Origin of the sequence: Pedobacter nototheniae (assembly GCF_004335085.1) — a bacterium.
Taxonomy (GTDB): domain Bacteria; phylum Bacteroidota; class Bacteroidia; order Sphingobacteriales; family Sphingobacteriaceae; genus Pedobacter; species Pedobacter nototheniae.
Genome location: NZ_RQRS01000004.1, coordinates 1,305 through 14,703 on the forward strand (window position 1 = coordinate 1,305; position 13,399 = coordinate 14,703).

Consider the following 13,399-nt stretch of genomic DNA (forward strand, 5'->3'; position numbering starts at 1 on the left):
CGATCGCCTTAAAATAACCTTAACTGAATAGCATTGGTGTTCTCACCATACCATTTAAATGTGATTTATTAATGTACTATGATGTGATTGGTGATAACCAACCGCAAGGGTAAATAACAATAAAACAATCCAACAATCCCCCTCACTGCCGCAAGCGTCCTAAATATATTATAGCATGTTTTACTACCTGAATACCACAAGCGAGACGCTTGCAGTATCGGCAAAGGGCGGGACTGCATAACCAAAAGCTACTGACAATGGTTTCCAAAAAATAAATCGCTTCTAAGCTTTATAGCTGTTGTCGGTGTTATCACCAATTCTATTAAGTTAAGAGAAAAAGTCGTCTTTGCGAGGTACGAAGCAATCTTACAACGATAGGTTTTACTTTCTAATGCACTAGGATTGCTTCGTACCTCGCAAAGACGATCGCCTTAAAATAACCTTAACTGAATAGCATTGGTGTTCTCACCATACCATTTAAATGTGATTTATTAATGTACTATGATGTGATTGGTGATAACCAACCGCAAGGGTAAATAACAATAAAACAATAAAACAATCCCAATATCACTTAACATAAACTTAATTTATACATAACATTTTTGGTTAGTACCATTCTGCTTTTGAATTGACATGTATTCAAATGACGGAAGAACAGGCAAAACAGTTATTGCAAAAATATTTAAACCAGGAAGCAACACCCGAAGAAATAAAGAGGGTAGAGCAATGGTATGCAATTGTAAATAATAAAGAATCCGATTTATCAGCGGAGAAAAAGGCAGCAATTGGTCAACAGGTTTTTTTAAACCTACAGGCAGCCATGCAACCAAAAACTAAGCTAAGGGCACTGTTTAACTTTAAAGCTTTTGTTAAAGTTGCAGCAATATTATTGCTAGTTGCTACGCTTGCTATTAGCATTTGGAAAATCAGTAATAATGGAAATAGCAATCAAAATTTAGTAGTTGTTTGTACCAAAGCAACCGAAAGAAAAAAAGTAATTCTGCCTGATGGCTCTGAAATATTATTGGAGCCTTCAGCAAAAATCAGTTATCCTGCACAATTTGGTACCAGCCATCGTAAACTTTCATTAATGGAAGGTGAAGCATTTTTTAACATCGCTCATGAAAGTAAGCGCTCCTTTATAGTAAGCACAACATCGGGCGTAAATGTTAAGGTATTGGGTACTTCATTTAGGATTAAAGCTTATAACACCCAACAAAATATTCAAGTAGCAGTAGCCACAGGTAAAGTAGCGGTAAGCAACCAAAAAGGCTTAATGGGTACTTTAATTAAAGATGAGCAACTGGATTACGATAAAAATGCAAACCGAATTTCTATCCGTAAAATTAAACAAGCCGCCTACGTAGATTTTGCTTTTGAAGGCAGCACCCTCCAACAAGTTATTAACAAATTAGAATACGCATACAGCATTAAAATTTTACTGGCCGATACAGAAATGGCTAAGCTTAAATGTACCGCGGTTTTTAGCAGTAAGCAGCAGCCAGAAGAAATCCTGGATATTATTTGCAGTCTGCACCACCTCAAATTCAGTCCATCAAAAAACAATAAAACCTTTAAAATATACAGATGATGAGCAGATAATAAAGAGATACAACTGGTACTGGTTAGATCAGCAACCATAATTTATCATCCGGAAATATCAACCGGAATATTTTAAAAGCAAATACAATAAATAAAACAAACAAATGAAAACAACCTCACACAAGAGGACTCAAGCCCTTTTTAAGATCATGAAATACTCATGTTTAACTTTTTCAATCCTCTGCTTCTTTTGCAGTTCATTACTTGCCTCAGCAGGTATGGCTCAAAAACTGGAGAAAAGTACGGTTAGTATTAAAATTAATAAAGGCCGGAAATTAACAGAAATAATTAAAGAAATAGAAACCAATACAGGTCTTAGCTTTGTATATAATCCTGATTTATTACAACAAAGAAATACTTTTTTTAGCGGTGACTTTAAAAAAGAACCCGTAAGATCTCTTTTGGATAAAATGGGTATAAGCGTATTAGAAAAAGGCGATTATATCATTTTAAACAACGCTACCTTTAATAAACCCGATAGAATTATTACCGGTGTAGTAAAAGATTCAACCGGGGTTACTTTACCTGGTGTATCCGTAAAGGTTTTAGGCACACAAAGTGGAACTATAACCGATGGAAATGGTGCATTCCGTATAGAAGTAGCACCAGAAACTGTTTTATCTTTCTCTATGATTGGTTATAGAACCAAAGAAGTAAAGGTAGGCGAAAACCAGGTTTTAAATGTGGTGTTAAGCGAAGAACGTTCTACACTTTCAGAAGTTGTTGTAGTAGGTTACGGTACACAGAAAAAGGTAACCTTAACCGGAGCAATTAGCAATGTAGCTTTAGATAAACTCTCATCACGATCATTAAACAGTGTTGGTGATGTGCTGGCAGGAAAATCGCCTGGTGTAATTGTAACTAATGAAGGTGGCGACCCAACATCAACTCCACGCATTAACATTAGAGGATCGGGTGGTTTAAATACCGAGAGTGTTTTATATGTGATTGATGGATCGATTTTTACAGGTGTACCACAACTTAATCCTAACGATATTGAATCAATATCAGTACTTAAAGATGGTTCAGCAGCTATTTATGGTGCACGTGCATCTGGTGGGGTATTGTTAATTACCACTAAAAAAGGTAAAAATGGCAAAATGCAAATCAGCTTTGATGCCAAGTTAGGACAGCAAAGTGTGTGGAAAAAATTAGAACCTCTTAATGCAGAACAACGTGCTATGGTTGCTGCAACAGCTGCTAAAAATGGTGGTACAACGTTATTGCCTGCCTTTGATTCTACAAAATATCCTGATGGGCAAGTTACCCGCACCAATTGGATGGATGAAGTGTTTAGAGATGGCTTATTGCAAGATTATAATGCAGCTGTTAATGGCGGTTCGGAGAAATCTAATTTTTACTTAAGCTTTAACTACCGCAAGGCAGAAGGCATTGTTTTAAACACGCAAACACAACGCTACAATTTCAGAATAAACTCTGAGCACGCCATTACACCATGGTTAAAATTAGGCGAAAACCTTTCTTACAGTAGCACCAACGGAAACGGAGCAAATACCAGTAGCGATTATACTGGAGCATTACTTTCTGCAGTTTATTACCCAACAAATGCTACACCTACCAATCCTGATGGTTCTTATGCTGGGTTACCAGGGCCATATGCTGGCGATTACGGCGATATTATTAATCCCGTTACTGAACTTAAACGTATAGATATTAATAATCCTGTTAATGTTTTAATGGTAAATCCTTATGTTACCGTAACTATAGCTAAAGGTTTAACTTTCAGATCTAACTTAAGTATTACTAAAACCGATGACCAGTTTAAAAGCTTTACGCCAAAAAGGCCAGAAGTTGGTAAGCCCGTTTTAAGCAATAGTTTAGTACAGAGAAGCTATCAAACAAATGATTTTCTTGCAGAACAGGTATTAAGTTATAAAACTGATTTTGGTGCACACCATTTAGATTTTACTGGAGGTTATTCTTATCAAAAAATTAAAAAGAATGGTTTAGAAGTATCAGGTTCCGGTTTTGATGATGAATCACCACAATACCGTTACTTTTCAAATGCTACGGTACTCCAAAAGCCAATAAGTACACTTGCTGCCACAGCGCTATTATCTGTGTTTTTAAGGGCAAATTATAATTATAAAGAGAAATATATGCTGTCGTTAATTGGTCGTAGAGATGGAACATCATTTTTAGAAGCCAATAACAGATATAGAAACTATAGTTCAGTTTCTGCAGGATGGGCAATGAATAAAGAAGATTTTCTTAAAGATGTTTCCTGGTTAAATGAATTAAAATTACGCGGCAGTTATGGTATTTTAGGTAATCTTGCCAGTTTAACACAATCAGCCGTTAACCCGCTGTTAGATCCTACTCAAAGTTATTTCGGACAAACGCCAGCCCTACAAAACGGTTACGCACAAAGCATTTTAGCAAATAAAAACTTAACCTGGGCAGAGTCAAAACAAACCAATTTTGGACTTGATTTAGCCGTTTTAAATAGATTGAGCTTAACAGCAGATTATTTTATTAAAGACATTAATAAAATGATTATAACCAGAACACTTCCGGGTACTTCTGGTTTAAACAGGCAAACGGTTAACGCTGGCACTGCTAGAGATAAGGGCATAGAACTTGGTCTTACCTATACCAGTGATAAATCTGCAGAGTTTAACTATTCTGTAAATGCAACCTTAACTAAAATAAACAATAAAGTAATTAGTTTAGGAGAAGGACTGGATGTAATACCTCAACCAAACAATTTCCGGAATGAGTTAGCACCAATTTTTGTAAAAGTTGGTCAACCCCTTAACAGCTATTATGTATTAAAAACGCAAGGTATTTTCCAAACACAGGCAGAGGTAGATAATTATAAAGGCCCTAACGGACAGAAAATACAGCCTAATGCAAGGCCAGGTGACTTTAAATTTGCCGATTTAGATGGAAATGGTACCATTGATAGCAAAGATCGTTACTTCGCAGGAAGTGCTTATCCTAACTTTTCTTATGGTTTGAGTTTCAACGCCAGTTATAAAAACTTCGATTTTAATATTCTTGCTCAAGGCGTACAAGGCAATAAATTATTCAACGCCGTAAAAAGAACCACTTACAATGCCAGTGGCCCATCTTACAATAAATTGGTTGGAATATTGGATGCATGGTCGCCAGAAAACCCTAATGGTAAAGTGCCAATTATTTCAACTTCTGATAATAACGGAAACTTTAATGCTTCTGATTTTTATGTAGAAAATGGATCATATCTGCGCATTCGCAACGTAACACTAGGCTACAGCTTATCAAAATCTTTAACTAGCAAATTAAAAACAGGTGCCGTACGTGTTTATGCTACAGCAAACAACTTGTTTACCATTACCAAATACTCAGGTTTCGACCCAGAAATTGGAATGGATAATTTAGGATTAGATACAGGTCGTTATCCGCAGGCCCGAAGCTTTATTCTTGGTTTAAGTGTGAATTTATAATTTTTAATACGAATGAAAACAAATATAAAATATCTGATTGTGGCTGCCATTGCCTTATTCAGCTCTTGTACAAAGCAACTTAATATTGAGCCTGAGGGTTCTCCATCAGCGCAAAACTTTTGGAAAACTAAAGAAGATGCCTTGAAAGCAGAAGGCGGTATGTACGAAAAATATAATGAAGAAGATTATTATGGTCGTGGTATGTTTTGGTTTATCAATGCCAGCGATGATATGGTAACAGGCCGTAACAAACCCGAAGCCGATAACATTAAAAATTTTAACCGTACCTATATTGGCGGTGGTTATACCGAAGGACAATGGGCTATGCGTTACGCTGTAATTAAAAGAGCTAACGATATTATTACCAACGTTCCTAAAATACAAATGGACGAAACATTGAAGAAACAAATTATTGGTGATGCTTACTTCAATGCAGGTTTAGTTTACTTTCAATTGGCTGCCAACTATGGAAATGAAAAGGCTGGTGTACCAATTGTAACGCCAGAAACTGATGCCTCTGTGCCTATACCTCGTGCTAAAAATGTAAATGAAAATTATGATTACATTATCCAATTATTGTTAAAAGCAGCTGATAATTTACCGTTTTTCTCTGCAATGAAAGCCGAAGATTATGGTAAAGCACACAAAACTGCTGCATGGGCTTATCTTTCTAAGGTTTATCTTTATAAAAAAGATTATGCCAATGCTGCAAAATATGCAGATATGGTTATCAGTTCAGGTCAGCACAACCTGGTAAATACCAGCTTTGCTGATGTATTTAAAGCATCAAACAACTGGTCTAAAGAGTACATTTGGTCGGTAGTTTGTACACCAAGTGGCGGTGGTACAGGCTGGGGAAGTAAATTACCTGGTGTAATGTTAACCAATAAAGCCTGGGGTATTTACAATGGCTGGGGTTATTATTTGCCAACTAAAGAGTTATATGATTCTTTCGAAGCCGGAGATCAACGTAGAGAAGCCACCATTTTAAAAACAGGAGATAAATTTATGTTCTTCGGGCAAGAACGCAGCTTTACTAAAGATGCTGGAGCAACTTCCGATTATCAGTTTAAAAAATATATGGAGCCTTTTTCTTATGCCAATCCAATTCCTACACATGTAAACCCAAATGGCGATAATGGAACAACAGATTTAAATGTGCCATTAATGCGTTATGCTGAGGTATTATTAATTAAAGCCGAAGCCGCAATTATGTTAAGTGGAGCAGGTGCAGGTGATACAGAATTAAACAAAATTAGAGTTAGAGCAGGTTTAGGTACAAAAGCAGGAATGACAATTGACGACCTTAAACGCGAACGCCGCAATGAGTTGGCAGGAGAATGGGCCGATCGTCATCGCGATTTAGTGAGATGGGGCGATGCACAAGCAACTTATGCAAAACCATTGCATGATTCTGGTGGAAATGTAATTTGGCCTGCAAGAGCATTTAATCCTCAGGTAAATGATGTTTGGGCAGTACCACAAAAAGAAATTGATAACAGTGCCGGGGTGATTAAACAAAACGCAGGATGGTAATTAAAAATTTAAATAATATTTCATCAATGATAAGCACGGATTTAAAAATCCGTGCTTATCACTTTTTATCCTTGGTTAATACCTTATTGCAAGGTAAACGACTTAATTTAATACTATTGTTTGTTGGGTTGAGTTTATACAACGCTTCTGCTCAAACTGCATTAAATGCAAATCGTGGTCACAGCCATAACGATTACAAACAAAATATTCCGCTATTAACGGCTTATTATGCCGAAATGGGCTCTATTGAGGCCGATGTTTTTTTAAGAAACGGCGAATTGTATGTGGCTCATGATAGTACAGAGATTAAGCCAGGACTTACGCTAAAAAAACTCTATCTAGATCCGTTAGCAACTTTTTACAAAGCCAACGGAAATCATCCCTACAAAAACCCTTCTTTAAAACTACAATTGGTTGTTGATGTAAAACAAGATTATCAGCATGTTTTGCCACAATTGTTGAAGGAGTTAAAAGCTTACCCTAATGTTTTTGATGGAAATCTGAAAGCCAGCGCCATTAGTATCGCAGTAAGTGGTGATGTGCCTAAACCTGCCGATTTTAAAAATTATTCAGCTCAGCTTTCTTTTGATGGCCGCCCTTATATTAATTACACTAAAGAAGAACTTAAAAGGGTAGCAATGATTAGTGATGACCTTAAAAACCATACACAATGGAATGGAAAAGGCAATCCGACAAAAACTGACGAAGCACATTTGCTCAAAGTAATTAACAAAGCGCACGAGCAAGGTAAACCATTTAGGTTTTGGGCAACTCAAGATAGCCCTAACACTTGGATTGTATTAGAAAGATTGGGCGCAGATTGGATTAATACAGATCAACCTACAAAGCTTCGTGATTTTTACCTAAATAAAGCTAAAATTACCTATACCAATGCTACGCCCTATCCAGTTTATACACCTACTTATAAAAGCGATGGAACTCATAAACCGGCTAAAAATGTAATCTTATTAATTGGTGATGGCATGGGGTTAGCGCAAATCCATGCCGGTTTAATGGCAAATAATGGCGATTTAAACATTACCAGAATGCAGAATATTGGCTTTGCGCAAACCAGTGCTGCCGATGCAGGAAATACTGATTCTGCAGCCGGCGGAACAGCACTTGCCACAGGTTTTAAAACCAATAACAGGTATATTGGGTTAGGCCCAGATAATTTAAGAAGAACTAATTTGGTTGATACCCTTGCCAGTTATGGTATTAAAAGTGGCGTTATTAGTGTTGGCGACATTACCGATGCCACACCAGCAGCTTTTTATGCGCATCAACTAGATCGTGCCATGAGTGGTGAAATTGCTCAGGATTTACTGCAAAGTAAAGTGGAGATTCTAGTCGGTTCTAATCAAAAAAGTTTCTATAAAAATAAAAATGTAAACCTATTGAAACAGCTTGATGCTAATGGGTTTCAGTTGAGTACAAGTTTAGCTGATTTTGCGAAACAAAACAGTGGAAAACAGTTGGTTTTACTGCCAGATTCTGCCACTCGGCCCGTTTATAAAGGTAGGGGAGATATGCTCAAACAATCACTTGTACACAGTATAGAATTGCTGAATAAAAATAAATCAGGCTTTTTCATCATGACAGAAGGTGCACAAATTGATTACGGAGGGCATGTAAATGATTTACCTTATGTAGTTACCGAATTGCATGATTTTGATAAAACAGTTGAGGCAGCTTTACGTTTTGCTGATATGGATGGAGAAACCTTGGTTATTGTTACCGCCGACCATGAAACAGGCGGCTTAACTCTTTTAGATACCGAACCACAAAAAGGAATGATTCGTGGAGAATTTAGTACCAACGACCATACCAATATTATGGTTCCGGTTTTTGCGTATGGGCCAGGAGCAGAAGATTTTAAAGGTGTGTATCAAAACAATCAAATTTTTTATAAAATATTAAAAGCTTATAATTTAGGTAAAGCCAATCGCTAAAATTACCGCCACGGAAACTCAGAACTCACGGAAAATAGTATTTAAATTCCTTGTAACTCCGTGTTTCTGTGGCAAACTTATTTTATAAAAGAAGTTGCTTATCACTTCATCTTTAAAAATCTTTGGCAAATATTTAACGGAGCTATTTTTTTAAATCAAATTTAATTGCATCTTTGTTGCAATTGAAAAGATCAGGGAAACATAAACATCAATCTATATTGCAGCACATTTCTATGGTGCTTGCTGCTCTTTTTGTGTTCATAATTTTCGCAGGTCTTTTACATAATCATCATCGTTCAGTACCTAAAACAGACGATAGGGAAATAGTTTACGCACCCGAAAAATGCGACGTTTGCGACTATTGTTTCCATAAAAGCGGTAAAGATTTTATTCAAGTTCCGCATGTTTCTTTTGTGGTTTTAAAGCCAACTGTTTCCATTTTCCTTACCGGTTTCATTCTTGGTAATTATAAATTTACGCTTCAAGGATTTACCAACAAAGGGCCACCAGCCCTAAATGCTTAATCCGAAGCTTGCTTTCGGAATTTTTTCTTCCATGCAGAAATATCTTCTGTAACCCCACTGTTTAACTAATTTTTATTAACTAATCCGCCCTGCGTTGCGGTATTTACTTGCCCAATAGGGCTTACCATTTACTATGCTAAAAATATTTATGCTATGCTGTAGCGTATTTTTTGGTCTGGGTGCCTATGCTCAGAATTACAACCTCCGCCTAAACATAATCGACACAGAAAGCAAACCAATTAAAGGGGCTAAAGTTAAGTTAACCAGTTATTTGCAAGAGTTTTTAAGTGATGATAAAGGCTTGGTAGATATTGCCTTAACGCCAGGAAATTACAAGATAGAATGCATTTTAGAAGGCTATTTAACCGTAAATCGTCATGTTAAGGTTTCAGCGCAGAATGTCAATTTATCCATTGTGCTTCATCGGATGGGATTTCAGTTAAATGAGGTTACAATTAATGATAAGCGGCAGGAGGAAAGAAGGAGAACAGAATCTTTAAATTTAGAAGTTGTTAAAAGCGATTTTATCCGTAGAAATCTCGGTGGTAGTTTAATGACTACATTGCAACGCCTGCCAGGAATTAAAACCATCGGGATTGGATCTGGGCAATCAAAACCACTTATCAGAGGGCTTGGATTTAATCGTGTTGTGGTTTTAGATAAAGGTATAAAACACGAGGGACAGCAATGGGGCGCAGATCATGGACTAGAGATTGATCAATTTGCGGCTGATGAAGTTGAGCTTTTAAAAGGTGCGGCGTCGTTTGCTTACGGATCTGATGCCATTGCAGGTGCCATAAATATAAAACCAGCTTCAGTACCAGCGCCCGAAACTTTGGGAGGAAGTGTAGATTTAATTGGAAAATCTAACAATAGTCTGTATGGTACATCTGTAAATTTATTTGCTAGAAAACAAAAGTATTTCTTCGATTTAAGGACTACTTATCAAAATTATGGCGATTACAAAGTTCCGGCAGATACACTTTACGTTTATGATTATGCTGTTTCGCTTTATAAAAATCACCTTCGCAATACAGCAGGCAGAGAAACGGGATTGCATTTTAGTTCTGGCTATTTGGGTGAAAAATTCAGATCGATATTTTATATCAGCAATGTATATAGCAAAAGTGGATTTTTTGCAAATGCTCACGGTTTAGAACCTAGAAGGGTTAATACAGAATTACACGATAATAATAGCCGCGATATTTTAATGCCATCGCAAAGGGTTAATCATTTTAAAGTGAGCAATAAAACCACTTTAGAGAATGGCTTGGGGAGGTTTGAAGGCGAAATTGGCTATCAGCGTAATTTCAGACAAGAGTTTAACCATTACGTTAATCATGGTTATATGCCAGCCATTTACCCAGCAGATTTGAACATTCCCATTGATTTGGAAAGGGAATTCGATAAGTCGGTTTACTCCATCAATTTACGAGAAAAACTTTCTTTAAGTGCGCACGAATTAATGTTTGGAATTAATGGAGAGGTGCAGAAAAACCATATTGATGGCTGGAGTTTTCTGGTGCCATCTTTTAACCAGCAAAGTTTAGGTGCATTTATTTACGATAAATATAGAATTAATGATCGCATATTGCTTCATGGAGCTTTACGATACGATTACGCCAATATTTCTATGTTTCGCTACACAGATTGGTTCTACTCTGAGTCGGTAAGCAATCAAACCACAGCAAGTCAGAAGTTAGTCCGATCAGAAAATTTAAATCGAAATTTTAACAGCTTAGTGTGGTCTGTAGGAATAAATTATGCAGCAGGAGAATTAGAAATAAAAGGGAATTTGGGTAAGAGTTTCCGAGTACCAATAGCGAAAGAGCTTGGTGCAAATGGGGTAAATTATCATTATTTTAGTTATGAGAAAGGCGATCCAAATCTCGATCCTGAGCAATCTTATCAGTTTGATGCATCACTTTTATGGAAAAAGGAAAGGTTTTCAATTCAAATAAGTCCTTTTGTTAATTATTTCCCTAATTATATCTATTTAAATCCAACATCAAGGCATGATTATTTTTATGGCGCAGGCAACCAGGTGTTCCAGTATGCACAAAGCCGGGTTTTTAGGTATGGTGGAGAAATGCAGCTTAAGCTGAATATTAGAAATAATTTGAGTGCCGAGGTACTGGCAGAATACTTGTATGCAAAACAACTTTCGGGGGATAAAAAAGGTTACACACTACCTTTTTCGCCACCAGCTTCGATATTATTTAATTTAACATATAAACCACAAGCTGGAAAATCTGATACTTATATTTCGATAGATTATCGGTTAACTGCAGCGCAAAATAATATTGTACCTCCTGAGCGTAAAACCGAATCATATAATTTATTCAATATTCAGGCTGGTACCTCGGTATTTATAGCTAGGCAAACAGCGAACATCAGCTTTCAGGTACAGAATATTTTTAATACCAGTTACCTTAATCACACCAGTTTTTATCGATTAATTGGGCTTCCTGAGCAAGGACGTAATCTGGTGCTTTCGCTCCGCATACCATTCAGCATTAACAAACATTTAAACCACTAAAATAATAATACAATGAGAAAAAAAATCAAAGTAATGGCCTTTGTCGCCGGGTTGATTATGCTTTTAAACAGCTGTAAAAAGGATGAACAAGAAATAGATACCATCTATCCGGTAATTGATATTACTGCGCAGGATGCTTTTCCGAAACAGTGTAGTGTACTTAAAAGGGGCGATAAATTTCTGTTTGTTGCCACACTGAGTGATAACCGGGAACTGGGATCGGTAAGCGTTGATATCCACCATAATTTCGACCACCACACGCATAGTACAGAAGTGATAGACTGCAGTTTAGAAGCTATAAAACTTCCAGTTAAACCTTTTCTGCTGATTAAAGATTTTCCGATTCCAACCGGGCAGCAAAACTTCCGTGTTGCACAAGAAATAAGCATACCTGCAGATGTTGATGCTGGAGATTATCATTTCCTAATTAGACTGACAGATAAAGAAGGCTGGCAAACCATTAAGGGACTAAGTATAAAAATTAATTAATAAAAATTAAACCAATGATGATGTTAAAAACAAGAAAAACATTTAGAAGTATTGCAGTTGTACTCGCCATAAGCGCAGCATTTACAGCCTGTAAAAAAGATAATAATGAGCCAACCCCAGAAGTAGTAAATAACAATAGTAAAGAGTTTAAATACGTGCGTGTATTGGTGGCTGATGAATTGAGCTCGATTATTTCCCAAGTAAATCCTTTTGATGCAAAAGTAAGCTCATTTGAGGGTAAATATCCGCTAGCTAACCTTTATGGTACAGCCAATGGCAGGTATGCGGCGGTGTTATACCAAAGCCAAAACTTGGTTGAAGTATTTGATAGCGGTCTTCAATCTCATATAGATCATGTTGATGTGGATGGCGTTGCAAAATGGGCATCTATTACGGCAGATGGAATTAAACCAACGCACTTTAAAAGTAGAGAGAACGAATCTTTAATTTTTAATGATGGCGCAGGAACACTTAGTTTGGGCAACGATGCAGATTTTAATACAAAAGGAGCAAAATTTAAAACCATTAATGCTGGTTTACTACCACATCATGGTGCAATGGCACAATTTTTAAATGGAACGTATGCTGTTACATCGGCAACAACTTCAGGTGCATCTCCAACAAAAGCGATCATTATTGATAAAAATGGTACAAAGTTATTCCCTTCAACAATAGAGGTTGGCGCTATACACGGTAATGCAAGCGATGGGGTAAATGCCGTTTTTGGCGCTTATGCAACATCAGCTGCTGTTGCTGGTGGGGTACTTATTGTTAACCAAAGTGGAGCGCAGCGTTTTCTACCTAATCCAGATGGTTTTGGCGCTTTCCGTTTTGGAACGGTATTATATGCAGAATCTGCAAAGAAATTTATTGGTTATGTTGCTGCTAAAGGAGCTTACTTAATTGATGTTGCAACAAATAAAATTACGCCAATTTATGCTGGTGCTGATGCTTTTCAATGCAAGGTGGATTATGCAGGCAAAAACTTATTGATATTAACGCTTGATGGAAAATTAAGAGTTTATGATCTTAATTCAGGAATGATTAAAAAAGAAGGACAGATTTTGCCGGCTGTAAATGCTACAGATACCTATAAACCTGTTTTAGAAGCTACAGCTAAGTTTGCTTATGTTGCAAACCCTACCACTGGCGAGGTTTTACAGATTAGCTTGGACGATTTAAACAAAGTAATTAAACATAAAGTATCTGCCCGTCCGGTAAAACTAACCTTATTCGGTTTCGAAACCAATAGCGGTCATAATGATTAGGCTATTAAGAAAACTATATTAATTGTAGACGAATAAAATG

8 protein-coding genes are annotated in these 13,399 nt (G+C 36.8%); all 8 read left to right on the forward strand.

The features are described from left to right. Nucleotides 1-643: 643 nt before the first annotated feature. The gene (locus tag EHC72_RS04945; protein ID WP_131536565.1) at nucleotides 644-1,591 is read left to right on the forward strand and encodes a FecR family protein; all 948 of its coding nucleotides are present in this window, start codon (nucleotides 644-646) and stop codon (nucleotides 1,589-1,591) included. A 160-nt stretch (nucleotides 1,592-1,751) separates the two neighbouring features. Then, nucleotides 1,752-5,051, forward strand: a complete 3,300-nt coding sequence (locus EHC72_RS04950) for a SusC/RagA family TonB-linked outer membrane protein (protein ID WP_131536566.1) — start codon at nucleotides 1,752-1,754, stop codon at nucleotides 5,049-5,051. 12 nt (nucleotides 5,052-5,063) lie between these two features. Then, on the forward strand, nucleotides 5,064-6,587 hold the full coding sequence (locus EHC72_RS04955; protein WP_131536567.1) for a RagB/SusD family nutrient uptake outer membrane protein: 1,524 nt from the start codon (nucleotides 5,064-5,066) through the stop codon (nucleotides 6,585-6,587). After that, nucleotides 6,581-8,539, forward strand: coding sequence for an alkaline phosphatase (locus EHC72_RS04960; protein ID WP_246029374.1), 1,959 nt, complete (start codon nucleotides 6,581-6,583; stop codon nucleotides 8,537-8,539). Before EHC72_RS04955 ends, EHC72_RS04960 begins: the two co-directional genes overlap by 7 nt. 182 nt (nucleotides 8,540-8,721) lie before the next feature. Further along, nucleotides 8,722-9,063, forward strand: a complete 342-nt coding sequence (locus EHC72_RS04965) for a hypothetical protein (protein WP_131536568.1) — start codon at nucleotides 8,722-8,724, stop codon at nucleotides 9,061-9,063. A 133-nt stretch (nucleotides 9,064-9,196) separates the two neighbouring features. After that, the gene (locus EHC72_RS04970) at nucleotides 9,197-11,602 is read left to right on the forward strand and encodes a TonB-dependent receptor (protein ID WP_131536569.1); all 2,406 of its coding nucleotides are present in this window, start codon (nucleotides 9,197-9,199) and stop codon (nucleotides 11,600-11,602) included. A 12-nt stretch (nucleotides 11,603-11,614) separates the two neighbouring features. Next, nucleotides 11,615-12,091, forward strand: a complete 477-nt coding sequence (locus EHC72_RS04975; protein ID WP_131536570.1) for a DUF4625 domain-containing protein — start codon at nucleotides 11,615-11,617, stop codon at nucleotides 12,089-12,091. 14 nt (nucleotides 12,092-12,105) lie between these two features. Beyond that, nucleotides 12,106-13,359 carry a hypothetical protein gene (locus tag EHC72_RS04980; RefSeq protein WP_246029375.1) on the forward strand — a complete coding sequence of 418 codons (1,254 nt, stop codon included), beginning with the start codon at nucleotides 12,106-12,108 and terminating at the stop codon, nucleotides 13,357-13,359. Nucleotides 13,360-13,399: the final 40 nt, after the last annotated feature.

Bases quoted from the DNA above. Each gene is read 5' to 3' on its own strand.
- EHC72_RS04945 (WP_131536565.1), top strand. From the start codon at position 644: ATGACGGAAGAACAGGCAAAACAGTTATTGCAAAAATATTTAAACCAG.
- EHC72_RS04980 (WP_246029375.1), top strand. From the start codon at position 12,106: ATGATGATGTTAAAAACAAGAAAAACATTTAGAAGTATTGCAGTTGTA.
- EHC72_RS04950 (WP_131536566.1), top strand. From the start codon at position 1,752: ATGAAATACTCATGTTTAACTTTTTCAATCCTCTGCTTCTTTTGCAGT.
- EHC72_RS04955 (WP_131536567.1), top strand. From the start codon at position 5,064: ATGAAAACAAATATAAAATATCTGATTGTGGCTGCCATTGCCTTATTC.
- EHC72_RS04960 (WP_246029374.1), top strand. From the start codon at position 6,581: ATGGTAATTAAAAATTTAAATAATATTTCATCAATGATAAGCACGGAT.
- EHC72_RS04975 (WP_131536570.1), top strand. From the start codon at position 11,615: ATGAGAAAAAAAATCAAAGTAATGGCCTTTGTCGCCGGGTTGATTATG.
- EHC72_RS04970 (WP_131536569.1), top strand. From the start codon at position 9,197: ATGCTAAAAATATTTATGCTATGCTGTAGCGTATTTTTTGGTCTGGGT.